The organism is Streptomyces sp. Qhu_M48, from assembly GCF_051305195.1.
In the GTDB taxonomy this organism is placed as follows: domain Bacteria; phylum Actinomycetota; class Actinomycetes; order Streptomycetales; family Streptomycetaceae; genus Streptomyces.
The window spans coordinates 6,765,600-6,791,971 of the sequence record NZ_CP195432.1; the positions used below are offsets into that span (position 1 = coordinate 6,765,600).

Consider the following 26,372-nt stretch of genomic DNA (forward strand, 5'->3'; position numbering starts at 1 on the left):
GCCGGCCCCCGGCGCCTGTGGGCGCCGGGGGCCGGCCGTGAGGATCGAGCGGTGTCAGTGCACCGGAACGACCTGCTTCTCCTCGGCGAAGTGGCACGCCGAGAGGTGCGCGGCCGGGGTGTCCAGACCCTGGAAACGCTCCGGGATCGCGAGGAGGGGGGCCTCCTGCGCGCACTTGTCCTGCGCCTTCCAGCAACGGGTGCGGAAGCTGCAGCCCGACGGCGGGTTCGCCGGCGAGGGGACGTCACCGGTGAGGATGATCCGCTCGCGGTGCGCGCGGGCCTCCGGGTCCGGCACCGGCACGGCGGAGAGCAGCGCCTGGGTGTAGGGGTGCGTCGGGTGCTCGTAGATCTGCTCGTCCGTACCGATCTCGGCCATCTTGCCGAGGTACATGACGCCGACACGGTCGGAGATGTGCCGGACGATCGACAGGTCGTGCGCGATGAAGAGGTAGGACAGGTTGTACTCGTCCTGGAGCTTCTCCATCAGGTTGATGACCTGCGCCTGGACGGAGACGTCCAGGGCCGAGACCGGCTCGTCGCAGATGATGATCTCCGGGTTGAGCGCGAGGCCGCGGGCGATGCCGATGCGCTGGCGCTGACCGCCGGAGAACTGGTGCGGGTAGCGGTTGATGTACTCGGGGTTGAGACCGACGACGTCGAGGAGCTCCTGCACCTTGCGGCGCCGGTCGCCCTTCGGGGCCACCTCGGGGTGGATGTCGAAGGGCTCGCCGATGATGTCGCCGACCGTCATGCGCGGGTTGAGCGAGGTGTACGGGTCCTGGAACACCATCTGGATGTTGCGGCGGACGGCCTTCAGCGCGCGCCCGGACAGCTTGGTGATGTCCTGGCCCTTGTAGAAGACCTCGCCGGCGGTGGCCCGCTCCAGGTTCATCAGGAGCTTGGCGACCGTGGACTTGCCACAGCCGGACTCGCCCACGATGCCGAGGGTCTCGCCCTGGTGGAGGTCGAAGGAGACCCCGTCCACGGCCTTGACCGCGCCGACCTGACGCTTGAACAGGATGCCCTGCGTCAGCGGGAAGTGCTTCTTCAGGTCGCGCACCTGGAGGATCGGCTCGCCACGGCCGACGGGGGCCTCGACAGCGGCGGCCACGGCCTCGTCGTTCTTGCTGAGGTCAGCCATGGATCGTCTCCTTCCAGAAGTGGCAGGCGCTGCCGCGACCCGGAAGTTCCGCGCCGTCCTGCTCGGTGACCGGCACGAGCGCCGGCACGTCCGTACGGCAGACGTCGTCCGCCTTCGGGCAGCGCGGGTTGAAGGCGCAGCCGGACGGGATCTTCAGCAGGTTGGGCGGCAGGCCCTTGATCGCGTAGAGCTCCTGGCCCTTCTGGTCCAGGCGCGGGATCGAGTCGAGGAGCCCCTTGGTGTAGGGGTGGGCCGGGCGCTTGTACAGCTCGTGCACCGGCGCCTGCTCCACGATCCGGCCCGCGTACATCACGGCGATCTTGTCCGCCACGTCGGCGACGACGCCGAGGTCGTGGGTGATCAGGATCAGACCCATGTTGTACTCGCGCTGGAGCTCCGCGAGGAGGTCCATCACCTGGGCCTGGACGGTCACGTCGAGCGCCGTGGTGGGCTCGTCCGCGATGATCAGGTCCGGCTCCAGGGCGAGCGCCATCGCGATCATGATGCGCTGGCGCATACCGCCGGAGAACTGGTGCGGGTAGTCGTTGACGCGAGCCGCGGCGGCCGGAATCTTGACCCGGTCCATCAGCTCGATCGCCTTGCCCTTGGCCTCCTTCTTGGAGAGGCCCTGGTGCACCCGGAACATCTCGCCGAGCTGGTAGCCGACGCTGAGCACGGGGTTGAGCGAGGAGAGCGCGTCCTGGAAGATCATCGCGATCTTGCTGCCGCGCACCTTGCGGTGCTCTTCCTCGGACATCTTGAGCATGTCCTGACCGCGGAAGAGGATCTCTCCCTTGGTCACGAACCCGGGCGGGGTGTCGAGGATGCCCATGATGGCCTGCGCGGTCACGGACTTGCCGGAACCGGACTCGCCGAGGACGGCGAGGGTCTCGCCGGCCTTCACGGAGTACGAGACACCGTTCACGGCCTTCGCGACGCCCTCGCGGGTGCGGAACTCCACATGGAGGTCCCGCACGTCGAGGAGCGGACCGTCGAAGGTCGCGCCGTCGCGCGGCGCGGGAACGCTCGCGGTCTTGTCGATGGTGGTCACTGCGTTCGTCCTTACTCTCAGCGCAGCTTCGGGTCGAAGGCGTCACGGACCGCGTCGCCGAGCATGATGAAGGCGAGGACCGTGATGGTGAGCATTCCGGACGGGAACAGCAGCGGGTGCAGTCCCTGCGAGATACGCCCCTGCGCCTCGGAGATCATCACGCCCCACGAGATGGCCGGGGGCCTGATGCCGATACCCAGGAAGCTCAGTGTCGCTTCTGCGCCGATGACGGCACCCAGCGAGATCGTGGCGACCACGATGAGCGGGGTGATCGAGTTCGGCAGTACGTGACGGAACATCATCCGCGAGGTGGAGGCACCGAGCGAGCGCGCGGCGGCCACGTAGTCGGCCTGCTTGACCTGCATGACGGCGCCTCGCATGACGCGGGCCATGGACATCCAGCCGACCACGGTCAGCGTCAGGACCACGGCCATGACGCCGGCGTTGCGCATGCCCTTCTCGTCACGGAAGTTGTTCAGGATGACGATCGCGGCGAGCAGCAGCGGCAGTCCGAAGAAGACGTTGGTGACGAACGAGAGGAGGGCGTCCGTCCACTTGCCGAAGAAGCCGCCGAGAACACCGACGAGGCCGCCGATGATCAGGGAGAAGACGGTCGTCAGCACACCCACGATGATCGAGTTGCGGGTGCCGTAGATGGTCTGCGAGTAGACGTCGCAGCCCTGGAAGTTGTAGCCGAACCAGGCGCTCCCGCTGGGGCCCTCCATCGAGTGCTTCAGGTCGCAGGAACCCGGGTCGACACTGGTGAAGAGGCCCGGGAAGGCCGCGATGACCAGGATCGCGAAGATGAGGACCGCCGAGACGAGGAACATCGGGCGGCGGACAAGGTCCCGGAAGGCGTCCTGCGCGAGACTGCGCGTCTTCTCCTGCTTCTGCGAGGCCGGGGCGGGCGCGGTGGGCCCGGCAAGGTCCTCGACGACCGTGTCGGTCTTCTGGGTCGTGTCACTCATAGCGAATCCTCGGGTCAAGCACGGCGTACAGCATGTCCACGACCAGCGCGGTGATCAGATAGACGAGCACCAGCAGGCTGACGAATCCGACGACCGCCGGACCGTCCTCCACGTTCAGCGAGCTGAACAGCTGGAAGCCCACGCCGGGGATGTTGAAGATGCCCTCGGTGACGATCGCACCGCCCATGAGGGAGCCGAGGTCGGCGCCCAGGTAGGTGACGACGGGGATCAGCGAGTTGCGCAGCACGTGGATGCCGATGACACGGCTCTTCGGCAGGCCCTTCGCCTTCGCGGTGCGGATGTAGTCGGCGCGGAGGTTCTCCGCGACCGACGCCCGCGCGAGGCGTGCGATGTAGGCGAGCGACACCGAGCCGAGCACCATACCTGGCAGCAGATAGCTGATGAATCCGTCGTCGGTTCCGGCGACGGGGAACAGTCCCCACTCCTGACCCAGGAAGGTCTGGCTGACGTTACCGAGCACGAAGATCGGGACGGCGATGACGAACAGGGTGGAGACGAGCACCAGGTTGTCGATGAAGCTGCCGCGGCGCATACCGGCGAGCACACCGGCGACGACGCCGATGACGAGCTCGAAGGCGAAGGCCACACCGGCGACCTTCAGCGTCTCGGGCCAGGCCTCGGCGAGGAGCTCGGCGATGGGCCGGCCCTGGGCGATGGACTCGCCGAAGTCGCCCTGGAGCAGCCCGGTGAAGTAGTACCAGTAACGGACGAAGAACGGGTCGTCCAGGTGGTACTGAGCGGTGAGCGTCGCTCTGATGTTGTCGGGTACGGGCTTCTCGCCGTACAGGTTCTGGATGGGGTCGCCACCCATCTGCGTGACGAGAAAGTAGACGATCAACGTGGTGCCGATGAAGACGGGCACCATCTGAAGGATTCGTCGAATGACGAACCGGCCCATGGATCCTCCTCGCGAGAAGCGGCGGGGGCTGGTGTGCCGGCCCCCGCCGCCGTTCTCGACTCTTAAATGTGGGTCAGATGCCTGAGGCCGTTAGGCCTTGGAGATCTTGGTGACGTCGACCCGGTTGAAGAGGTCCATCTCGACGTTCGACACGTTCTTGCTGTGCGCGAACACGTTCTTGCCGAAGCGGAGCGGGATCACCGGCATGTCCTGGACGAGGATGTCCTCGGCCTGCTGCCACAGCTTGATGGCCTCGGCGGAGGTCTTCGCGGCGCGGCCGTCCTCGACCAGCTTGTCGAACTTCTTGTTGCTGTAGCCGTAGTAGTTCGAGGAACCACCGGTGGTGAACAGCGGGCCCAGGTAGTTCTCCATGGACGGGTAGTCCATGATCCAGCCCATGCGGAACATGCCGGAGAACTTCTTCTGCTCGACCTGGGTCAGCAGCTCGGCGAACTGCGGGACGGCCGTGCCGACGCAGTCGACGCCGAGGTTCTTCTTGATCTGGTTGCAGGTGGCGTCCACCCACTCCTTGTGAGCACCATCGCCGTTGTAGCCGATGTTGATCTTGTTGCCCTCGACGCCGCCGGCCTTCGCGAGAAGGGCCTTGGCCGCGGTCGGGTCGAACTTGCAGGAGTCACCGCAGGTGTTGTCGCGGTAGCCGCCGACGACCGGGGACACGAAGGAACGCGCCGGGGTCTGCGAGTCGTTGAGGATGACCTTGGTGATCTCCTCGCGGTCGATCGCCATGGAGATCGCCTTGCGGACCTCGGGCTTCGAGTACTTCTTGTCGTACGTCGGGAACGACACGAACTGGAAGGTCGAGGCCGGGGAGGACTTGAAGCGCTCACCGAACTGCTTCGGGGCGTTCGCGAGCTCGGAGCTCGGGACCTGCGGGATGACGTCCAGGGCGCCGGCGACGACGTCCTTATACATCGTCTCCTGCTTCTGGTAGATCTTGTACGTCACCGTGTCCACGTTGGGCTTGTTGTTGCCCGTGTAGTCAGGGTTCTTGACGACCTTGATCGACTTGTTGTGGTCCCACTTGCCCTCGATCTTGAAGGCGCCCTGGCCGATCGGGGCCTGCTCGTAGGCCTTGATGTCCTTGATCGCGGCGTCCGGCAGCGGGTAGAACACCGTGTAGCCGAGGACGGTCTTGTAGTCGGCGAAGGGCTTCGCCAGCTTGACCGTGAAGGTGGTCTCGTCGACGACCTTCAGACCCGAGAGCTCCTTGGCGGTCGGCTCGGGGGCCTTCTTCGGGCCCTCCTCGCCGTCCGGGTCCGCCGGGTTGAGGGCGTCGTAGCCGTCGATCGTGGCGAAGAAGTAGTTGCCGTCGGCCGCGTTCGGGCCGTAGGCGCCCCAGTTCCAGCCCTGGACGTAGCTCTTGGCGGTCACCGGGGTGCCGTCGTGGAACTTCTGTCCCGGCTTGATCTTGACGGTCCAGAGCGAGTTGTCGGTCGTGGTGATCGACTCGGCAGCGTCCTCGACCGGCTGGTTCTTGGCGTCGTAGCTGACGAGCGGTCGGAACAGCGCGTCCAGCACCTGCGAGCCCTCGGACTCGGTCGTCGTCTGCGGGACAAGGCGCTTCGGCTCGGAGATGCCGACGCTCACCGCGCCGCCGGCCTTCGCCTTGCCGTCCCCCTTCTCCGCGTTGTCCTTACCGCCACAGGCGGTTGCTGCCAGGGCGACGACGATCGCGCCCGCTACCCACTTGGCGCTCTTGGCACCGCGCATGGGTTCCTCCTCATGAGTCCACTTGTCACTGCGAGAGGGGCTCCTGGAGACGGCCGACACCCCTGACGGCCCAGGACTCCAGCGCCCCGAGTGTGCTCGTGAGTCGGCACTCCCCACAGTGCGTGACCCATTGACCCGAGCTCAATGGAGCCAACTATTAAGTACGTCCGGGCTGTAAACCACACTTAAGTGGTCTCGGTTTGACAACATCACCTCGGCATGGATGACCGAAATCCGGACAAAGCGAGCACAGACAGACACGCCCGAAACGGACTGTTAACACACGTACCGGAGAGCGATGACCGGAATCCGGACGCACCGTCATCGAATTCGGCTTGACGGCGGAGCCGAAACCGCTGGCGCGATCCCCCTCCGACCGGCCCCGCCGGGGAGGGGGCGGTGACCTTGTTCACACCCTCGACCGGGCCCCCGAAGTGCGGACCCGGGAGCGGCTCCTGGCGTCCGGAGACGCGACTGGGCCCCGGCGGTGTCGCCGGGGCCCAGTCACATTAGCGAGCGCTCACCCGCGCCGTGGCGCGACTTGACGGAGATCCGAGGTCAGGTGTCCCCAACTCCGTCGCGAACGGATCGACTTCAGCTGTTCTTGGCGCGGGAGGACGCACGCCCACGCGCGTTCTGGTCCAGGATGACCTTGCGGATGCGCACGGCCTCCGGGGTGACCTCGACGCACTCGTCGTCGCGGCAGAACTCCAGGGACTGCTCCAGGGAGAGCTTCCGCGGCGGGACGATCGCCTCGAAGGAGTCGGCGGAGGCGGAGCGCATGTTGGTGAGCTTCTTCTCCTTGGTGATGTTCACGTCCATGTCGTCGGAGCGGGAGTTCTCGCCGACGATCATGCCCTCGTACACCTCGGTGCCGGGGTCGGTGAACAGGACACCGCGCTCCTGGAGGTTCGTCATCGCGAAGGCGGTGACGGCACCGGCGCGGTCGGCGACGAGCGAACCGTTGTTACGGGTCGTCAGGGTGCCGAACCACGGCTCGTGGCCCTCGTGGATCGAGTGGGCGATGCCCGTACCGCGGGTGTTGGTGAGGAACTCCGTACGGAAGCCGATGAGGCCACGGGACGGAACGACGAACTCCATGCGGACCCAGCCGGAGCCGTGGTTCGACATGTTGTCCATGCGGCCCTTGCGGACGCCCATGAGCTGCGTGACGGCGCCCATGTGCTCCTCGGGGACGTCGACCGTGAGGCGCTCGACGGGCTCGTGCGTCTTGCCGTCGACCTCCTTGGTGACGACCTGCGGCTTGCCGATGGTGAGCTCGAAGCCCTCGCGGCGCATCTGCTCGACCAGGATGGCGAGCGCGAGCTCACCACGGCCCTGGACCTCCCAGGCGTCGGGACGCTCGGTGTCGAGGACGCGGAGCGAGACGTTACCGATCAGCTCGCGGTCCAGACGGTCCTTGACCTGGCGGGCGGTGACCTTGCGCTGCTTGACCGCGGACTTGGCGTCCGCGCCCTTGCCCGTGCCACCGCGGCCGACGAGCGGCGAGGTGTTGGTGCCGATGGTCATGGAGATGGCCGGCTGGTCGACCGTGATCAGCGGAAGCGCGATCGGGTTCTCCGGGTCGGCCAGGGTCTCGCCGATCATGATGTCGGGGATACCGGCGACGGCGCAGATGTCACCGGGGCCGGCCACCTCGGCGGGCTTGCGGGTGAGCGCCTCGGTCATCATCAGCTCGGTGATGCGGACGTTGGAGATCGAGCCGTCCCGCTTGATCCACGCGACCGTCTGGCCCTTGCGCAGCTCGCCCTGCTCGACGCGGAGCAGCGCGATGCGGCCGAGGAAGTTGTCGGCGTCGAGGTTGGTGACGTGGGCCTGGAGCGGGGCCTCCTCGTCGAACGACGGGGCCGGGACGTGCTCCAGGATGGTGGAGAAGAACGGCTCAAGGCTGTCGCTGTCGGCGGGGACGGTGCCGTCCGCCGGCTTGGTCAGCGAGGCGACGCCGTCACGGCCACAGGCGTAGACGATCGGGAACTCGATCTGGTCCTCGTCCGCGTCCAGGTCCAGGAACAGGTCGTAGGTCTCGTTGACGACCTCGTCGATCCGGGAGTCCGGGCGGTCCGTCTTGTTGATGCAGAGGATGACGGGCAGACGCTGCTGGAGGGCCTTGCGCAGCACGAAGCGGGTCTGCGGGAGCGGACCCTCGGAGGCGTCCACGAGGAGGACGACCGCGTCCACCATCGACAGACCGCGCTCGACCTCGCCACCGAAGTCGGCGTGGCCGGGGGTGTCGATGATGTTGATCGTGATCGGGGCCCCGCCGTCCTTGGGGTGATATTTCACCGCCGTGTTCTTGGCGAGGATCGTGATGCCCTTCTCACGCTCCAGGTCGTTCGAGTCCATCATGCGGTCGTCGAGCTGCTGGTGGGCGGCGAAGGCACCGGCCTGCTTGAGCATGGCGTCGACGATGGTCGTCTTGCCGTGGTCGACGTGGGCGACGATGGCGACGTTACGGATGTCGTGGCGCGTGGGCATGGGTGCTTGCGCTTCTCTCGGCTCGTGGGATGCGGCGTCAGTTCCTCGTACGCCCGCCGGGCGGACGCGCCACGGCTATGTCCATGGTACGGGGCTGCCGCGCAAGGGGCTTCCCCGCCCGGATCCGAGAGGGTCTACTAGGGGGTTTCGGTTCCGCCGGGGCGCGGTGGGGGCGCGCTGTGACGGCGGTACGGCTGCGGCGGTGCGTCTGCGGAGTGGCGGCTGGGTGACAACGGGACGGGCCGGGTCAAGGGGCCGACGCGATCCTGCCCGCCGGGGTTGCCGGCGGGCAAGGAAGTTGAGCACCTTCTGAGGTTGTGACCTGCGGTTTCAGGGCTTTCAGGGCTTTCAGCGGTTTCGTTCGGCGCCCTTGGCCGTCTCCGGCTTCTTGAAACCGATGTCCTGGTAGCGGGGGCCGCCGAGGCCCCAGGCCCCGGCGTTCACGAGGTCGGCCCGGGCCGCGACGAGCTGGGGGCGCTGATAGAGGGGGATGGAGCCCGCGGCGGCCCAGATCCGGGCGTCGGCCTGACGGACGAGCTCGCGGGCCTCCTCCTCGTCGAGCGTCCCGGCCGCCTGGTCGAAGAGCTGGTCGATGCGGTCGGTGCCGACCCGCGAGTAGTTCTGCTCGACCAGGAGGGAGCCGTCCGAGGCAGGCTCGGGCTTGGCGAAGATCGGCCGGGCGTCGGTCGCCGGGAAGGCGGAGGCGGGCCAGGAGTAGAGGGCGAGGTCGTAGTCGCCCGAGGCCACGTGGTCCTTGAAGAAGCTGTCGTCGGAGACCTTGGTGACCTCGGTGCGGATGCCGACGGCGTCGAGCATCAGGACGATGCGGTCGCCGACCGTCCGCAGCGACTCGGAGCCGGGGCCGGACGGCAGGACGAAGCGGAGGCTGAGGGCCTTGCCGTCCTTGCCGAGGGCCTTGGCGGCCTCGGGGGCGGTCACGGGGGCCGCGGTGCCGCGCGGGGCGTAGGCCCCGGCGACGCCCTTGTCGGTCCTGGGCACCGTCTGGGCGGCGCGGGCGGCGGAGCCCGTACCGGTGTCGAGTGCCTCGGCCCAGGCCAGGAGGGCGGCGCTCTGGCGGGCGGCCGCGGGGGCCGGGGCGAGGACGGCGGTGCCGTTCTCGGGGCCGCCGACGACGGGGGCGGGGGCGGCCGGGCGCTCCCCGGGCTTGTCGTCGCCGACGATGTAGAGGCCCTCGTCGGAGGCGGTGTCGGCCGCCTTCCTGGCGTCGGAGGAGCCCGCGTTCTTCTCGCCGGCCTTCTCCCCTGTCTTCTCCCCCGCTTTCTCCCCTGTCTTCTCGCCGGCCTTCTTCTCGGCGGCGTCCTTCTCCGCCTCGCTGCCGGCCTTGGTGCCCGCCTCCGCGGGCTTCCTGGCCGCGCCGCCCGGGACCCAGCCCGCGTCGGCGAGGAGCGCCCGCGCCTCCTTGGTGTCCTGGCTGCCGAGGGTTTCGCTGCTGTCCGCGTACGCGGCCTGGCCGGCGAGGGCCAGGTGGCTGCCGGGAGGGTCGGCCGGGAGGCCGAGCGGCTTGAGTACGGATTCGGCCAGTTCCCGGCGGTCGAGGGCACGGGCCACCGCGCGCCGTACCCGCTCGTCGGCGAGCGGACCGGACTCGCCGTTCAGCGAGAGCTGGGTGTAGGCGGGCTCCAGGGACTTGCGGACCACGTACTTCGCGAGGGTGTCCTGCGCGGTCGCGTACCGGGCGATCGCCTCCTGGTTCTTCGCACGGGCGGCCTGGACCTCCTCCGCCTTCTCCTCGTCGGAGCCGTTCGCGAGAGCCCAGGACTCCAGGGCCTTGGACGGGGGGGTCGAGGAGCCGGGGCCGTGGGCGAGGGCGGCCTGGGCGCCGCTGCGTCCCGCGCGGGCGTCCCGGAGCGCGAGGGCGATCCGTTCGGCGGTGGACCGGTCGATCTCGGCCAGGTCGAGGGTGCCCGCGGCGAGCGCGTCCGCCCGGTCGGCCCGGGGGACGGCCTTGAGGACGAGGCTGTCGAGCTTGGCCTGCTGTCCCCACCAGCGGGGGTTGCGGGCGAGGGTGACGGCGCCGCCCTCGCGGTCGATCGCCTTCAGCAGGAACGGTCCCGCGGTGGCCTTGAGGGTGGTGCGGGCCCCGTCGTTGAAGGAGTTCGGGGAGCCCATCACCTGCTTGGGGTAGAGCGGGGTGAAGAGGGACTGCCAGTCGGCGTAGGGCTTGGCGAAGGTGACCCGTACCTCCAGGTCGTTCTTGCCCCGCTCGATCTTCTCGATCCGCTCGTACCCGGAGTTCCGGGCGGTCCAGTACGCGGTGTCCCGGCCGCTCAGGGCCCGCCACTGGGCGACGAAGTCGGGCGCCCCGATCTCGCGTCCGTCGCTCCACACCGCCTGCTGGTTGAGCTTGTACAGGACGACCTGCTTGGGCTCCGTCTCGACGACCTGCGCGGACTCCAGGTAGTCGGCGTTCCGCTGGGGCCTGCCCCGGCCGTCGATCGTGTAGAGGGAGGGGAGCACCGCCCCGGCGATCCGGGAGGTGGTGCCGTCGGCGTCGGCCTGGAAGGTGTTGAGGGTGGTGGGCAGCGTGTCGACCGCCCAGCGCAGGGTGCCGCCGTCGGCGACCTTCTCGCGTGCGGCGGGCGCGTTGTCCTGGGCCGCGGCGGCGACCTCGTCGGCCTCGTCGCCGGAGCTGCATCCGGCGAGGACGGCGACGGCCAGGACGGCACTGGTGAGGGTGGCGACGGAGCGGAGCGTGCGGGAGCGGGGGCTCCTGGAGCATGTCCTCCCGCGAGGGGCGCCGATCTGGGACATGACATGTACCCCTTCGTCCAGATTCATTCCATTTGGAGATGATCACACCTATTGCTCATCCACTGAAAAGGACGGAACAGATCCGGCCATGGCGACACGGCGACACGTCCGGAAACGCCACTCGTGCGGCCCAACCCGCCCGGGACCGGGCGCTCCTGGCGAGGCCGAGACGCGGGAGCGGATCACCTCCGGGCGGGCACGGGAGCGGATCGCCGCCGGGCTGGCGCGGGCCCGGCGGGTTCCGGTCGAGGGCCACCGGCGGTTCCACCCCGGCCGGCACCTCCACGAGCGCTTCGCGCCGCAACGGCGGCTCCTGACAGTGCCGCAGGGCTGCGCGGGGCGGTTTCCATCCGGCCCCGGCCCGCTCGCGCGGCGACATACCCGGACATAGCCTCCCTTCTGTGACGCGAATAGCCACCCGAGCCCTTCTCGCGGTACTGGTGGCGGCGTGGTGGCTCCTGGTGCCCGCCGTTCACGGTGCCCACGCCGACGACCCCGTCGAGCTGTCCCGCGACGGACAGATCACCGACCGGGTGAACGCCCTCGGCGACCGCCGCGCCTCCGTGGCCCAGGCCCTCGACAGGCTCTACGACGACCGGCGGATCCAGCTCTTCGTCGTCTACGTGAGGGACTTCTCCGGCCGCTCGGGGCAGTCCTGGGCCGACGCCACGGCCGAGCGCAACGGCCTCGGACCCGACGACCTCCTGCTCGCCGTCGCCACCCACGACCGCTTGTACGGCTACTCCGCCGACCCGGACTCGCGCTTCACCCGGGCCCAGCTCGACGACGTGGCCCGGACCGCGATCGAACCGGCGCTGCGGCAGAACGACTGGGCGGGCGCCGCGATCGGCGCCGCCGACGGGTACGCCGCCGTCCTCGCCGGACGGCCCGTTCCCACTCCGGCCCTCACCCCCGGGCCCGCCGACCCGGGCGGAGCGGCCGACGACGGTACCTCCGCGACCGATCTGGTCCTCCCCGTGGTCCTGATCGGTGGCGCCGGAGCCGTGGCGGCGTACGCGTACACCAAACGGCGCCGGCGGAACGAGACCCGCACCACGCCGCAGGGCGGGCAGGGCTGGGGCACCCCCGGGGAACCCGCGCCGCCGACCCTCGACGACCTCGACGGACAGGCCCGGCGGACGCTGGTCGCCACCGACGACGCCGTCCGGACCAGCCAGGAGGAGCTCGGCTTCGCGTCCGCCCAGTTCGGCGAGGAGGCCGTACACCCCTTCACCGAGGCGGTCGCCTTCGCCGAGGAGCAGCTGACGGCCTCGTTCCGACTGCGGCAGAAACTCGACGACGCCTTCCCCGAGGACGACTCGACCCGCCGGGGCATGCTGGACGAGATCCTGCGCCGCTGCGCGGAGGCGAACGCCCGCCTCGACGCCGAGAGCGAGGACTTCGACCGGCTGCGGGCCCTGGAGCGGACCGCGCCCGAGGCACTGGACTCCGTCGAGGCCGCCTTCCGCGAGCAGAGCGCCCGGATGGGCACGGCCGAGGCCGCCCTGACCGCGATGCGCGAGCGGTACGCCGAGACCGCCGCCGCCCCCGTCGCCGGCGACGTCGAACAGGCCAGGGACCGGCTCGTGTTCGCGACGGCCCACGTCGACCGGGCCCGCCGGCAGATCGACGCCGGTGACAACGGCGGGGCCGCCGTCCACATCCGGGCCGCCGAGGGCGCCGTGGACCAGGCGGCCCGGCTGATCGAGGCCGTGGACCGGCGGGCGAAGGAACTGGCCGAGGCGGTCGGCAGGCTGCCCGGCGCGCTCGCGGAGACGGACGCGGACCTGGCGGACGCACAGGGCCTGTTGAGGGGGACCGCCGAAGGGGTGTCCACGGCCGATCTCCAGGGCCGGATCGCCCGCGCCGCATCGGTGGTCGCCGAGGTGCGGCGCGCCGTGGACTCCGGACGGTACGACCCGCTCGACGCCCTGCGCCGGATCGAGGAGGCCGACGCGGCGCTCGACGAGGCCCTGGAGGGCGCGCGGGAGCGCGAATCGGGCAGCCGACGCGCCCGCGCGCTCCTCGACCAGGTGATGCTGACGGCCCGCTCGGCGATCGGCGCGGCCTCGGACTACATCACCACCCACCGGGGCGCGGTGGGCAGCGAGGCCCGTACCCGACTGGCCGAGGCCCGGCGCCGCTGGGAGAAGGCGCGGGCGCTCGCCGACGCCGACGACCCGCAGGCCGCCCTCACGGAGGCCCAGCAGGCGGACGCCCTGGCCCGGCGCGCCCAGGACCTCGCCGAGCAGGACGTGCGGACCTATGGGAACCCGGACGGCCTGGGCGGTGTATCAGGAGTGGAAGGAAGAGGCGGCGGCGGGCTCGGCGGTGCGGTGCTCGGCGGCATCATCCTCGGCGGACTGTTCGGCGGGGGAAGGGGAGGCGGACATGGGGGGACGGGTGGCGGTGGCGGGGGGTTCGGGGGCGGAGGCTTCGGCGGCGGGCCCGGCAGCTTCGGCGGCGGCGGCACGCGCGGCCGGCTGGGCGGTGGAGGCCGTTTCTGAGGACGGCGCGAGCCGGGTCCTCACCCTTTCTGTCCCTCTCAAGGAGAAGAGCCATGACCAAGCAGACCGTCCTCGGCCGGGCCACCCAGCTGGCGAAGGCGAACATCAACGCGCTGCTGGACCAGGCGGAGGATCCGCAGAAGATGCTGGACCAGCTGATCCGGGACTACTCGAACAACATCGAGGAGGCGGAGGAGGCGGTGGCCGCGACCATCGGCAACCTCCGGCTGATGGAGCAGGACCACCAGGAGGACGTCGAGGCGGCGAAGGAGTGGGGCGGCAAGGCGCTCGCCGCCAGCCGGAAGGCCGACGAGCTGCGGAGCGGCGGCCAGACGGCGGAGGCGGACCGCTTCGACAACCTGGCGAAGGTGGCCCTCGGCCGTCAGCTCCAGTCGGAGAAGGAGGCGAGGACGGCGGAGCCGACGATCGCCGCGCAGACCGAGGTGGTGTCGAAGCTCAGGACCGGCCTCGACCAGATGAAGGGCAAGCTGGGCGAGCTGCGGGCGAAGCGGGACGAGCTGGTGGCCCGCGCCAGGTCGGCGCAGGCGCAGAACACGATGATGGACGCCGTGAAGAGCATCGACGTGCTCGACCCGACCAGCGAGCTGAGCCGGTTCGAGGAGAAGGTGCGCCGGGAGGAGGCACGGGCGATGGGCAAGCAGGAGCTGGCCGCCTCCTCCCTGGACGCCCAGTTCGAGCAGTTGGACGGGGTGGGCGACCGTGCGGAGATCGAGGCCCGGCTGGCGGCGCTCAAGGGCTGATCCCGTCCTGGTTCCGGCGCGTGGCCGGGTGGGGTCGGCGCCGGTCAGAACATGCTCAGGAGCTGTTCCACCGTGGGTTCCGCCGTCCCCTCGCCGTCCGGCAGGGCCAGTTCGAACCAGACGGTCTTGCCGCGCGGGGTGCGGCGCGATCCCCAGGACGCGCTGAGCAGCCCGACGAGCTGGAGGCCCCGACCGCCCTCGTCGGTGTCCTTGGCCCGGCGGCGCCTCGGCTGGACCAGACCCGCGTCCCAGACCTCGCAGACGAGGGTGCGGTCGCGGAGCAGCCGCAGCCGGATCTCCCCCTCGCCGTAGCGCAGCGCGTTGGTGACGAGTTCGCTGACGAGGAGTTCGACGGTGTCGACGAGCGGTTCGAGGTCCCAGGCCTTGAGCTGGGCGCGGGCCAGCTCCCGGGCCCGGCCGACCGAGCGGGGCTCCCTGGGCAGCCGCCAGTCGCCGACCGCCTCGCTGGGCAGGCCCTGGATCCTGGCCATGAGGAGGGCGATGTCGTCCTCGCCGTGCCCGGTGTCCAGGCTGTTCAGGACCCGGTCGCAGACGTCCTCCAGGGGACGGGCCGGGTCGGTGAGGGCCCGCCGGAAGGCGGTCAGGCCCTCGTCGAGGGGATGGTCGCGGGACTCGACGAGTCCGTCGGTGTAGAGGGCGAGGAGGGCGCCTTCCGGGAGTTCGACCTCGACCTCCTCGAAGGGCTCGCCACCGACTCCGAGCGGCATCCCGGGCGGTACGTCGAGCAGCAGGGCCTCCTCGCCGGGTTCGACGAGCACCGGCGGGAGGTGCCCGGCGTTGGCGAAGGTGCAGCGGCGGGTGACCGGGTCGTAGACGGCGTAGACGCAGGTGGCGAGGTAGACCTCGGAGAGTTCGGGGCCGCGGGACTTGTGGCCGCGGGACTGCTGGGCGCCGATGGGGGCGCCGAGGCCGCGGGCGATCTCGTCGAGGTGGGAGAGGACCTCGGCCGGCTCCAGGTCGAGCTGGGCGAGGGTGCGGACGGCGGTGCGCAGTTCTCCCATGGCGACGGCGGCGCGCAGGCCGCGGCCCATGACGTCCCCGATGACGAGGGCGGTGCGGTGGCCGGGGAGTTCGATGACGTCGAACCAGTCGCCGCCCACCTCGGTGGCGGCGGTGCCGGGGAGGTAGCGGCAGGCGATGTCGAGGCCGGCCGCCTCCGGGTCGCCGGGCGGGAGCAGGCTGCGCTGGAGGATCAGCGCCCGCTCGTGCTCGCGGCGGTAGAGGCGCGCGTTGTCGATGCAGACGGCGGCGCGGGCGGCGAGTTCGACGGCGAGGGCCCGGTCGCGCTCGCCGAAGGGCTCGCTGCCCTTGGTGCGGGAGAACTGGGCGAGGCCGACGACGATGTCGTGGGCGACCATCGGGACGACCAGGGTGGACTGGACGAGGTCGCCGTCGACGCCCGGCACGGTCCGCAGACGGCCGGTGCGCAGGGCTCCGGCGGACGGCGAGTTGAAGGGGTAGCGGTGGACGGCTCCGACCTCGATCGGTTCGGGTCCGCAACAGTCGCCGCCCGGTTCACGGCCCTCGCCGGCTCTGAGGGGGGTGTCGGAGACGGCGCTGGCGACGGCGACCCGGCGGAGTTCGGCGCTGCCGCCGTAGCCGACGTCGTGGGAGCCGCCCCACCGGCCGGGCGGGGCCTCGTCGCCGGTGAGCAGGGCCTGGTAGAGGTCGACGGAGGCGAGGTCGCAGAAGCCGGGGACGGCGACGGCGAGCAGCTCGCGCGCGGTGGCCTCCAGGTCGAGGGAGTTGCCGATGCGGGCGCCTGCCTCGTTGAGGAGGGCGAGGTTGCGGCGGGCGCTGGCCGCCTCCCTGGCCGCGTTGTGGCGGCGGGTGACGTCGATGCCGAGGCCCGCGACGCCGATCGGTCGGCCGGAGCCGCTGTGCACCCGGTAGAGGTTGATGGACCAGTGGCGGCGGTCCCGGGCGCCGGGGGCGGCGCCGACGATCTCGAAGTCGGTGACGGACTCCCCGGTCTCCAGGACGCTCCGGAGGGCGGCGGTCATCCGGTCGGCCTCGGACCGGTTGAGGTAGTCGTGGACGGTCCGGCCGCGGTGGTCGTCGGCGGAGCCGCCGAAGACGGTGGCGAAGCGCCGGTTGGCCCGCTTCACGGTCAGGTCGGTGCCGAAGAGGAGGAAGCCGAAGGGGGATTGGCCGAATATGGCCTGGGAGGCGGCGAGGTCGGTCTCGATGCGGCGCAGGGCGCGGACGTCGACGACGATGCACAGCGCGGCCCGTTCCCCGGACTGGGTCTCGCTCGGCATGACGTACATCTCGGCGATGCCGTGGGGCCGCTCCTCGCCCGGGATCCGGAAGGGGACGAGACCTGTCCACTCCTTGCCGTCGAGGATCTCCCTGACCCGTCGATGGCCGCGCTCCCGCAGGTCGGCAGGCATGAAGGCCTCGACGGGGTCCTTGCCCCTGGCCTCCTCGGCGGTGACCCCGAAGAGGTCCACGGCCCGTCGGCTCCACTGCTCGACGAGGCCGTCGGGCCCGATCGAGAAGGAGGCCACCCGGATGTAGTCATAGATCGAGCCGGGCGGGCTGCTCTGCCACACGACGCCGCCACTCGCCGTCTCAGGTATCTCGCTCACGCGACCGTCCCCTCCAGCTCACCGCACCGGACCGGCCATGCCCGCAGTATTCAATGCGGCAGGCCCCGACGGCACGACGTTCACGATCACAGGGTGGTCTCGGTCGTCTCGCCCCGGGTACCGGTGATCGTTGTCCCTCCCTGTTTACTCACCAGGGAGAGCCAGCTCGAACCATACGGTTTTGCCGGACCTTCCCTTACGGGTTCCCCAGCGGCGGGCGGAGCAGGCCACCAGACCGAGCCCGCGGCCCCCCTCGTCCTCGGGTCCGGGGGCGCGTTCGGTGGGCGGATCCGGAAGCGGATCGGAAACTTCCACGAGCAGCGCGGGCGGGTGGTTCGGGTCACCGCCGTCGAGTCGGGGGCGGACCAGCCGGACTCCGATCGGTCCGGAGGCGTACCGCAGGGAGTTGGTCACCAGTTCGCTGACCAGCAGGACGGTCACATCGCCGAGGGTCGAGTCGAGCTCCCAGGCCCTCAGGGTCTCGCGCACGGCGTGCCGGGCCGTGCGCACGGCGTTCGCTTCCGCGGGGAAGTACCACTCGGCGCGGTCGCCGTCGGTGTCGATCACACCCGATCACTTCCCCAGCCGTGCGTCAGCAGGAAGGCCCACGTCCTCTTTCAACGGGTCAATCAGGACATACCCGATATTCGGGGCGGGATATCGCGCTGGGCGCAGCAGCGGGCGCACGGTGGCACGAACGGCGTAGAAAGTCAGCCGTGTGCTCCGGTGCCGGGCGCCCCCGGGAGTCTCAGGGCGGCCTCGGCGACGGCGGGGCGGTCCTGGTCGAGCCAGTCGACCGAGTCCAGCTCGGAGCGCGAGAGCCAGCGCAGGGCGTCGTGGTCCTCCAGGGGACGCGGTTCGCCGGAGAGCAGGCGCGCGGTCCACACCCTGAGGACGTATCCGGGCTTCAGCGGCCACTCGCCGGGGATGCGCTCGCCCGGTTCGACCTCGACGCCGAGCTCCTCCCGCAGCTCTCGCACGAGGGCCGCCTCGGGACTCTCGCCCGGTTCGAGCTTGCCGCCGGGCAGTTCCCAGCGGCCGGCGAGCTCGACGGGGGCGCTGCGGCGCGCGGCGAGGAGCCGTCCCCGGTCGTACAGGGCTCCCGCGACGACGACCACGGTGGGTTCGAGGGGTGCGGCGGGATCGGTGGCGCGTTCGGTCATGGGCGCGAGCGTAGCCCGGCCCGGCGGGCGTCCGCCGGCCTCAGAGGGCGGGGCTGCCGATCGGTTCGACCCAGTAGAGCTGCTTGTGGCCGCGGTCGTCGAGACTGTCGGCGATCTTCTGCGCTTCGTCCTTGGTCGCGTACCGCCCCACCCGGTAGCGGTTGCCGTTGTCGTCCTGCCGAATGACGAGCCAGGCGAGGACGGGGCCGCTCTCGGTCATCAGGCTTCTCCCTCCACCGGTCCGGACGCCGTCAAGGATCTCCGGGAAACCGCAATCCGCATATGCCGGAGCTTACGCCTGACCTTCACACAGCGGATACGGAATTGCACAAAGAGATACGGATCGGCCGGGAACCGACGGAGGGAGGCCGAACCCTCACGCCCCCGGTGCCTCCCCGGAACCCTTGGGGGGAACGGTCGGCACGGGCATCAGGACCGGGCCGCCCGCACCCGCGGGGTCCTTGCGGCAGACGTCCCCGCACTCGGCGTCGAGCGAGCAGCAGAGGGAGCAGACGGGGCCGGACCGCACCGGGCAGTCGGCGATGTCGGGCAGCTCGTAGGCCGTCTCGCACTCCGCGCAGGTGTGGGTCGCGCGCTCGTCGACGGCCCCCGCCGCCGGGCCGTTCACCAGGTTCGGGCGGGCCAGGTAGTAGCGGCCCTTCGTCGCCCAGGCGATCAGCGGACAGAGGACGAGGGCGAGTCCGGCGGCGATGAAGGTGGAGAAGGCCTGCGCGTACGTACCGAAGAGGCCGAAGAAGGCGAGGATCGAGACGACGGAGGCGATGACCATGGCGCCGAAGCCCGCCGGGTTCACGGCGTACAGATAGGCGCGCTTGAACTCGATGTACGGGGGGCTCCAGCCGGCCCGCTTGTTGATGACGAGGTCGGCGGCGACGGCCGTGATCCAGGCGATGCCGACGTTGGAGTAGAACCCGAGCAGCTTGTTCAGGGCCGCGAACATGTTCATCTCCATCAGCGTCAGCGCGATGGCGAGGTTGAGGAAGATGTACCAGACGCGGCCGGGGTGCCGGTGGGTGATGCGAGAGAAGAAGTTCGACCAGGACAACGAGCCGCTGTAGGCGTTGGTGACGTTGATCTTGACCTGGGAGACGATGACGAAGAGGGCGGCGGCGGGCAGGGCGAACGTCCCGAGCCAGGGCTTGAGCGCCTCGATCTGGGGGGCGATCGGCTCCAGGGCGTGGGTCTTGCCGACGGCCTCCAGGGCGACGAAGGCGAGGAAGGCTCCGCCGAGCTGCTTGGCCGCGCCGATGACGACCCAGCCGGGTCCGGCGGCGAGGACGGCGAGGTTCCAGCGGCGCTTGGTGGCCTCCGTCCTGGCGGGCATGAAGCGCAGGTAGTCGGCCTGTTCGCCGATCTGGGCGATCAGGGAGAGCGCGACGCCCGTGCCGAGGCCGAAGCCGATCCACGAGAAGCCCGCGCCGGCGCCCTCCGTGCCGCCGAAGGAGGCGAAGGCGCCCCAGGCGTCGGGGGCCTCGAAGGCCAGGACGACGAAGGGCAGCACCATGCCGACGAGCCAGATCGGCTGCGTCCAGGCCTGCACCTTGGCCAGGGCGCCCATGCCGCGGAAGACGATCGGGATGACGATCAGCGTCGTGATCAGATACCCGATCTCGACCGGCAGTCCGACGGCCTGGTGCATGGCCTGGGCCATGATCGAGCCTTCGAGGGCGAAGAAGATGAAGGTGAAGGAGGCGTAGATGAGCGAGGTGAGCGTGGAGCCGAAGTAGCCGAAGCCGGCGCCGCGGGTGATGAGGTCCATGTCCAGGCCGTACGTGGCGCAGGCGCGGGCGATGGGGATGCCGGTGAGGAAGATGAGGGTGGCGGCGGTGAGGATCGAGGCGAGTCCGCTGCCGAAGCCGTAGGTGAAGACGATCGAGGCGCCGATCGCGAAGTCGGCGAGATAGGCGATGCCGCCGAGGGCGGTGCCGGCCACGGTCGCGGGAGACCAGCGGCGGAAGGAGTGCGGGGCGTAGCGCAGCGAGTAGTCCTCGCGGCTCTCGTCCGCCGCCAGTCTGGCGTAGCTGCGGCGGGGGCCGGGAGGCGGCGCGGCCTCCCCCGGTGCCTCGGGGGCCCGGGAGGTGCCCCCGCCCGGCTCCGGGGCAGGGGTGGTCATCGTGTCCGTCATGAGGGTTCCTGTCGTCCGACCGGTTCGCGGGTACGGACGAGGAAGGTAGGAGCCGGGCGTGACGGACGGCCGCGGCACGCGGTTGCCGCGCGGTTAAGCGGGCTGACGCCCCGTTAACTCGCGGTCACACCGCCCGGACGGCCGTCCCCGCTGACCGGTCACAGGGGCGGCCGCGGCCCCGCCGCCGGAGGCTCATCTCACCGGCAGGTGGTACGAGAGGCGGTAGCGGTCGGCGGGGACCACGACGTCCGCCGTCTCGACGGCCCGCCCCGACGCGTAGTACGTGCGCTCCACGACCATCACCACGTGCCCCGGCACCCCGCCGAGCGCCAGGAGTTCCTCGGCGAGTCCGGGACGGGCGCCGACCTCCTCCACCACGTTGTCCACGACGACGTCGATGGCGGCCATGCGCTCGACGACACCACAGCCGCCCAGCGGCCCCTCCTCGGGCAGCATCACCGGGGTCCGGCCGGTGACGGCCAGCGGCTCCCAGGAGGTGGCGACCATCATGGGCTCGCCCCCGTCCCGGTACACGTACCGCGTGCGCATGACCCGCTCCCCCGGCTCGATGCCGAGCCGCTCGGCCACCTCGCCGCTCACCGGCTCCTGCTCGCTGCTCGACTCCCAGGTGCCGCGGGCCCCTTCGGCCGCCTGCTCCTGCCGGAAGGGGCTCGCGCCGGCCGCGGGGCGGTAGCCGGAGCGGGCGATCCTGCGCGGCACCGGGCGCTCACGCACGTAGGTGCCCGAGCCCGAGCGCCCTTCCACGAGCCCCTCGGCCATGAGTACCTTGCGGGCCTCCAGCGCGACGGTGTCCGACACCCCGTACTCCTCGCGGATGCGTGCCTGCGAGGGGAGGCGGGTATGCGGCGGAAGCGAGCCGTTGGCGATCTTCTCCCGCAGATCGCTCGCCACGCGCAGATAGGCGGGCTGCTCACCGAACGTCACTGGACACTCCCCTCAGGTTGACTTACAGCTACAGCCTGACAACCCTCGGTCGCGATCCGCAAGCATGGGCCAAAGTTTCACCCGAAGTGATGACGCCACGATCAGGGGTCTTGCTACCCGCGGTCACCCCGGGTAGATGCCGTCGAACCCCTTGACCCGCATTGGTCCAGACCAATACCTTCCTGCCTGCACGCTCCACACCGCACGCTCCATCCCGCCTCGCACAGGAACGAGCCCATGCGTCCCAGAGCCATGACCAAGCTGACCTTCGGTGCGGCCGCCGCGGCCACCCTCGGCCTCCTCGCCACCCTGGCCCCCACCGCCGACGCGCACCAGCCCTCCGGGCACGAGCCCGAGCTGAAGCGGATCGGCTACTTCACCCAATGGGGCATCTACGGAAGGAACTTCCAGGTCAAGGACCTGGAGACGAGCGGCACCGCCGCCAAGCTCAGCCACGTCAACTACGCCTTCGGCGTGGTCGGTTCGGACGGCAAGTGCCTCATGGGCAACGCTCCCGGCTCCGACCCCTGGGCCGACTACGTGCGCCCCGTCGACGCCGCCACCTCGGTGGACGGCGTGGGTGACACCGCCGACCAGCGGCTGGCCGGGAACTTCAACGAGCTGCGCGAGCTGAAGGCCGCGAACCCCGGCCTCAAGGTCATGATCTCGCTGGGCGGCTGGAGCGGCTCCGCGCACTTCTCCGACGCGGTGCGCACCGACGCCGGCCGCAAGACCCTCGTCGCCTCCTGCATCGACACGTACATCAAGGGCGACCTGCCCGTCGACGGCGCCCGCGGTGGCGTCGGCGCGGCCGCCGGGATCTTCGACGGGATCGACCTGGACTGGGAGTGGCCCGGCTCGGACGGCGCGCCCGGGAACGTCATCCGCCCCGAGGACAAGCCCAACTTCACCAAGCTGGTAAGGGAGTTCCGCACCCAGCTCGACAGCTACGGGCGCTCGCTGAAGAAGCGCAAGCACTTCGACCTCAGCGCCTACGTGCCCACGGCGCCCGCCAAGATCGACGCGGGCTTCGAGGTCCCCAGGATCATGCGGGACTTCGACTTCGTGAACCTCCAGGGCTACGACTTCCACGTCTCCGGCGAGAAGACGACCGCCCAGCAGTCCGCGCTCTTCGCCGGGAACGACTTCAGCGTCGACCAGACCGTCAAGGCCTGGCTGCGGCGCGGGGCCCCCGCCCACAAGCTCGTGGTCGGCATGCCGTTCTACGGCCAAGGCTGGACCGGTGTCACCGGCGGCGGCGACGGCCTCGGGCAGCCGGCCACCGGACCGGCTCCCGCGACCTGGACGGCAGGCTCGGAGGACTACAAGTTCCTGAAGGCGCTGGCGGACTCGGGGACGTACAAGCTCCACCGGGGCGAGAAGAACGGCCACGCCTGGCTCTTCGACGGCACCACCCTGTGGACCTACGACGACCCGACCGTGCTGCGCACCAAGGCCTCCTACGTCCGGCGGAACGGACTCGGCGGCGCGATGGTCTGGTCCCTCGACGGGGACACCCCGGACGGTGAGCTGATCACCGCCATCGACCGGGGTCTGTCCCGGCGCTGACACCCCCGCCCCGGCCGCCCGCGCGGCGGCCGGGGCCCCCGAACCGCGGACCGGCTTCCCGCCCCGCGGCGGGCCGGGGGCGGCGGTCGGTCACGGGCCGCCGCCACCCGGTCCACCGCTCCGGTCCGCACACGACGGGGCCGGGTCTCCCTCGGGAGGCCCGGCCCCGTTCGATCGTCCGCCCGTCCGGGGCTCAGACCGGGCTGCCCACGTCCACCGGCGGTGTGCCGGTCAGGCCGAGCGCGGTCCGCGCCTTCGCGCCGAGGTCCTCCGGCAGGGTCTCCCAGGACGCGTCGTACTCCTCCCAGTACGCGTCCGCGTCGGCCGCCGCCGCCAGCCTGGCCCACTGCTTCGAGGCCGCGTCGAGCTCCTTGCCGAGCTCCGCGACCGGGGCCGCGGCCGCGCCGGACCAGGAGGCCCGGCCGAGACCTGCGCGGGCCGCGTCGATCGCCGCCACGACCTTCCCCGCCCAGGCCCTGTTGACCGGGAAGTCCTCGTCCGGGTCCTCCTCCGGCTCCTGGTAGCCGAGGGCCTCGATCGGGTTGAGGTTCTTCAGGAGCCGGGTCTGGTCCGCGTCCAGGGTGGTCGCGTCGGCCCGCACCGAGCCCGAGAAGGGCTTCTTCTCGCCGGCGTACGAGCAGGTCACGGTCCGGTCCCCGTAGCGCCAGCTCTGGCTGCTGGGCAGGTAGTAGTACACCCAGACGTCCTGCGGCACGGCCCAGGTGTCCATCGCGTACGCGGCGTTGACCGTCTCGCAGCGCTTCACCGCGATCTTGTCGATCGCCTCCTCGCCGGGCCACGTGTCGAAGCCGGTGACCTTGAAGCCGCCGGTCACCTCGCCGTCGTGCGGGCGCTCGCAGTCGACGACGGTGACGTCCGTCGTGTACTCCTCCAGCTTGCCGTCGTCGATGAAGCACTGCCCGGTCCGCAGCGAGAACGGCGACTTCGAGCGGGCCGCCTCGTCCATCCCGCCCTTGAAGTCGCTCCAGACCGATCCGATGCCCCCGGTGGCGAGGCCGATCACGAGCAGCAGACAGCTGAGGGCGGAGAGGACGATGCCCGCGACGGCGAGGCCCTTGCCCGCCTGGTCCCTCTTCCTGATCTGCGGGAGGGCGACGACTCCCAGGACCAGGCCGAGGGGTGGCAGACAGCAGACGATGCCGGAGACGAGGGAGCCGATGGCGAGCCCGTTGGTGGTACGCCGGGGCTGCCCGTACGGGCCGGCACCGGGTCCGCCGGGTCCGCCGGCGGGGCCGACATAGGGGCCGGCCGTGTACGGCATCCCCGGGGAGGTGTACGGCCCCGGAGCGGGCCATCCCCCCTGCTGCGGACCGCCTTGCGGGGGCGGAGGAGGCGGGGTCGGCCGGGTCGGCTCCACGGGTGCGGTGCTCCTGCTTTCGGGGCGGATACACGAACAAACGATCGGTCGCGCATCGTACGTGGCCGGTGGAGACGCCGGACGGGCGGGGGACGGTGCCGGCGGGGACGGGCACGCCGGAAGGGGCGGTCGCCTTCAAGGCGACCGCCCCCCGTGATCCGGGCGTCACTCACGCACGGCCGGGATCAGAACTGCAGACCCCAGGAGTCGATCTTCCCGGTGTCGGCGTTCGCGTTGTCCGTGACCCGCAGCTTCCACGCGCCGTTGGCGACCTCCGAGGAGGCGTTCACCGTGTACGTGGTGTTGATGTTGTCCGCGCTGCCGCCGGTGCCGAAGGCCTTCAGCGTGTACGCCGAGCCGTCGGGGGCGATCAGCTGGACCTGGAGGTCACCGATGTAGGTGTGGACGATGTTCACCGGCACCTGGAGGGTGGCCGGGGCGTTGCCGGTGACACCGCTGACGGTGACCGGGGACTCGACGGTCGCGTTGTCGGCGATGGCGTAGTCCGCCGTGTTCTCGAACTTCGGGCCGGGCGGCGGGGTGGTGCCGCCGCCACCGACGTACAGCAGGCGGTTCGGGGAGCCGGTGCCCGGGTTGGTCACCACGTTCGGCGTGGCGGCGTTCACCAGCGCGGTGCCCACCTGGGCCGGGGTGGCCGTCGGGTTGTCCCCGAGGTACAGCGCGGCCGCGCCGGCGACGTGCGGGGCCGCCATCGACGTGCCGGAGATCGTGTTGGTGGCGGAGTCGCCGGTGTTCCACGCCGAGGTGATGTTCGAGCCCGGGGCGAAGATGTCCAGGACGGTGCCGTAGTTCGAGAAGCTGGAGCGGGCGTCGGTGTTGGTCGTGGAGCCGACCGTGAGCGCCTCGGTCACGCGCGCCGGGGAGTAGCCCGAGGCGTTGGCGTTGCTGTTGCCGGCGGCGACGGCGTACGTGACACCGGACGCGATCGAGTTGCGGACGGCCGTGTCGAGGGTGGCGTCGGCGCCTCCGCCGAGGCTCATGTTGGCGACGGCCGGCTTGACGGCGTTCCGGGTCACCCAGTCGATGCCCGCGACGACGCCGGCCGTGGTGCCGGAGCCGTTGTTGTCGAGCACGCGGACGCCGACGATCTTGGCCTTCTTGGCGACGCCGTGGGCGGTGCCCGCGACGGTGCCGGCGACGTGGGTGCCGTGGCCGTTGCCGTCCTGGGCGACGTTGTCGTTGTCGACGGCGTCGAAGCCGTTGAAGGCGCGACCGCCGAAGTCGCTGTGGGAGATCCGCACGCCGGTGTCGATGATGTACGCCGTGACGCCCGAGCCGGCGGTGTCCGGGTAGGTGTAGCTCTGGTTCAGCGGAAGGGCCCGCTGGTCGATCCGGTCCAGACCCCAGGACGGCGGGGAGGGCTGCGTGGCGCTGATCGTGAAGACCCGGTTCTGCGCCACGGACTTCACCGCGGGGTCGGCCGCGAGCTTCTTCGCCTGGGCCTCGGAGAGCTCGACGTTGTAGCCGTTGAGCGCGGAGGTGTACGTCTTCTTGATCTTCGCGCCGTACTCGGCGGCGACCGCGCGGCCCTCGGCGGTCTCGGCCTGCGCCGACTCCTCCAGGGTGACGATGTAGCTGCCCGCGATGGCGCCTTCGGCTCCGGCGTTCTCGATGACGCCCTCCGGGGCCACCGGTGAGGCGACGGCCGGGAAGGCGGAGAGGGATCCGAGGGCGAGGGCGGCGACGGCTATGGCCGACGCGGTGGCGATTCTGCGGCGCGAATCACGCATCACTGACATGTGAGGGGTCCTCCTCATTGGTGGTGCGCTGCTGTGGGGGAAGGCAGGGACATGACAAGACGACGCGAGGGTCGCGCCGTCTCGAACATCCGGCTACCGAGCGAAAGGTTGACTGATCCATAGGAATCTCACAAGGGCTACCGACATCCCGCAACACCCGTGCCACACGGCTGACATGCTGCCCCACGGGACCGCCCGCAGGTGTCCCCGGTGCCGGTTTCAGTCCCCCGCGGACGCGCTCACCTGGTGTTGTCCGACGTGTCGTGGCCCCTGGGACCCGGAGTTCGCGGGTGGGCCGGATTCCCTCCCGTCACTCGCGTCACGCCGAAATTCATGGCGCCGTGACGAGGAGGCGCTCCCGCCGGTGCCGTACGCGCCGGAGGTGCGCCTCGGGGAGCGGCCGCACGCCCCTCGCCCCCCTTACGGACCCGGGGGGGGCGCCCGTCACGGA

The 26,372-nt window shown here is 70.7% G+C and carries 18 protein-coding genes; 3 read left to right on the plus strand and 15 right to left on the minus strand.

Going from position 1 to position 26,372, the window contains the following annotated elements; translation table 11 throughout:
• Window positions 1-54: 54 nt before the first annotated feature.
• From ACRRSS_RS30240 to ACRRSS_RS30270, 7 genes are all read right to left on the minus strand, one after another.
• Window positions 55-1,143, minus strand: a complete 1,089-nt coding sequence (locus ACRRSS_RS30240; RefSeq protein WP_435974216.1) for an ABC transporter ATP-binding protein — start codon at window positions 1,141-1,143, stop codon at window positions 55-57.
• Window positions 1,136-2,194 carry an ABC transporter ATP-binding protein gene (locus ACRRSS_RS30245; protein WP_435974217.1) on the minus strand — a complete coding sequence of 353 codons (1,059 nt, stop codon included), beginning with the start codon at window positions 2,192-2,194 and terminating at the stop codon, window positions 1,136-1,138. Before ACRRSS_RS30245 ends, ACRRSS_RS30240 begins: the two co-directional genes overlap by 8 nt.
• Before the next feature lie 17 nt (window positions 2,195-2,211).
• Window positions 2,212-3,162, minus strand: a complete 951-nt coding sequence (locus ACRRSS_RS30250) for an ABC transporter permease (RefSeq protein WP_435974218.1) — start codon at window positions 3,160-3,162, stop codon at window positions 2,212-2,214.
• Window positions 3,155-4,081, minus strand: coding sequence for an ABC transporter permease (locus tag ACRRSS_RS30255; RefSeq protein ID WP_351899413.1), 927 nt, complete (start codon window positions 4,079-4,081; stop codon window positions 3,155-3,157). Before ACRRSS_RS30255 ends, ACRRSS_RS30250 begins: the two co-directional genes overlap by 8 nt.
• Before the next feature lie 90 nt (window positions 4,082-4,171).
• A complete protein-coding gene (locus ACRRSS_RS30260; protein ID WP_435974219.1) occupies window positions 4,172-5,812 on the minus strand; it encodes a peptide ABC transporter substrate-binding protein in 1,641 nt (546 codons plus the stop codon).
• A gap of 594 nt (window positions 5,813-6,406) precedes the next feature.
• Complete coding sequence (gene typA, locus ACRRSS_RS30265; protein WP_435974220.1) at window positions 6,407-8,308, minus strand: translational GTPase TypA; 1,902 nt, start codon at window positions 8,306-8,308, stop codon at window positions 6,407-6,409.
• A gap of 348 nt (window positions 8,309-8,656) precedes the next feature.
• Complete coding sequence (locus ACRRSS_RS30270; RefSeq protein WP_435974221.1) at window positions 8,657-11,080, minus strand: ABC transporter family substrate-binding protein; 2,424 nt, start codon at window positions 11,078-11,080, stop codon at window positions 8,657-8,659.
• A 401-nt stretch (window positions 11,081-11,481) separates the two neighbouring features.
• Here ACRRSS_RS30270 and ACRRSS_RS30275 point away from each other — a divergent pair, with 401 nt between their 5' ends.
• A complete protein-coding gene (locus ACRRSS_RS30275; protein ID WP_435974222.1) occupies window positions 11,482-13,587 on the plus strand; it encodes a TPM domain-containing protein in 2,106 nt (701 codons plus the stop codon).
• Window positions 13,588-13,640: 53 nt separating this feature from the next.
• Window positions 13,641-14,348: a PspA/IM30 family protein gene (locus tag ACRRSS_RS30280; protein ID WP_435974223.1), complete on the plus strand. Its 708-nt coding sequence runs from the start codon at window positions 13,641-13,643 to the stop codon at window positions 14,346-14,348.
• Between the two features lie 44 nt (window positions 14,349-14,392).
• Here the strand turns inward: ACRRSS_RS30280 and ACRRSS_RS30285 are convergent, their stop codons facing one another.
• From ACRRSS_RS30285 to ACRRSS_RS30310, 6 genes are all read right to left on the minus strand, one after another.
• On the minus strand, window positions 14,393-16,960 hold the full coding sequence (locus ACRRSS_RS30285) for a SpoIIE family protein phosphatase (protein WP_435974224.1): 2,568 nt from the start codon (window positions 16,958-16,960) through the stop codon (window positions 14,393-14,395).
• A gap of 144 nt (window positions 16,961-17,104) precedes the next feature.
• Window positions 17,105-17,527, minus strand: coding sequence for an ATP-binding protein (locus ACRRSS_RS30290; RefSeq protein ID WP_435974225.1), 423 nt, complete (start codon window positions 17,525-17,527; stop codon window positions 17,105-17,107).
• A 143-nt stretch (window positions 17,528-17,670) separates the two neighbouring features.
• Window positions 17,671-18,123 (minus strand): (deoxy)nucleoside triphosphate pyrophosphohydrolase, encoded by a 453-nt coding sequence (locus tag ACRRSS_RS30295; RefSeq protein WP_435974226.1) that lies wholly within the window; start codon window positions 18,121-18,123, stop codon window positions 17,671-17,673.
• 40 nt (window positions 18,124-18,163) lie between these two features.
• The gene (locus ACRRSS_RS30300) at window positions 18,164-18,343 is read right to left on the minus strand and encodes an SPOR domain-containing protein (RefSeq protein WP_435974227.1); all 180 of its coding nucleotides are present in this window, start codon (window positions 18,341-18,343) and stop codon (window positions 18,164-18,166) included.
• Between the two features lie 156 nt (window positions 18,344-18,499).
• Window positions 18,500-20,269 carry a purine-cytosine permease family protein gene (locus tag ACRRSS_RS30305; protein ID WP_435974228.1) on the minus strand — a complete coding sequence of 590 codons (1,770 nt, stop codon included), beginning with the start codon at window positions 20,267-20,269 and terminating at the stop codon, window positions 18,500-18,502.
• Between the two features lie 192 nt (window positions 20,270-20,461).
• Complete coding sequence (locus tag ACRRSS_RS30310; protein WP_351899439.1) at window positions 20,462-21,214, minus strand: GntR family transcriptional regulator; 753 nt, start codon at window positions 21,212-21,214, stop codon at window positions 20,462-20,464.
• Window positions 21,215-21,451: 237 nt separating this feature from the next.
• Here ACRRSS_RS30310 and ACRRSS_RS30315 point away from each other — a divergent pair, with 237 nt between their 5' ends.
• The gene (locus tag ACRRSS_RS30315) at window positions 21,452-22,783 is read left to right on the plus strand and encodes a glycoside hydrolase family 18 protein (RefSeq protein ID WP_435974229.1); all 1,332 of its coding nucleotides are present in this window, start codon (window positions 21,452-21,454) and stop codon (window positions 22,781-22,783) included.
• A gap of 193 nt (window positions 22,784-22,976) precedes the next feature.
• On the opposite strand, the gene ACRRSS_RS30320 is transcribed toward ACRRSS_RS30315, so the two are convergent.
• Both ACRRSS_RS30320 and ACRRSS_RS30325 read right to left on the minus strand, forming a co-directional pair.
• The gene (locus tag ACRRSS_RS30320; RefSeq protein ID WP_435974230.1) at window positions 22,977-24,065 is read right to left on the minus strand and encodes a DUF4190 domain-containing protein; all 1,089 of its coding nucleotides are present in this window, start codon (window positions 24,063-24,065) and stop codon (window positions 22,977-22,979) included.
• Window positions 24,066-24,346: 281 nt separating this feature from the next.
• On the minus strand, window positions 24,347-25,921 hold the full coding sequence (locus tag ACRRSS_RS30325) for a S8 family peptidase (protein ID WP_435974231.1): 1,575 nt from the start codon (window positions 25,919-25,921) through the stop codon (window positions 24,347-24,349).
• Window positions 25,922-26,372: the final 451 nt, after the last annotated feature.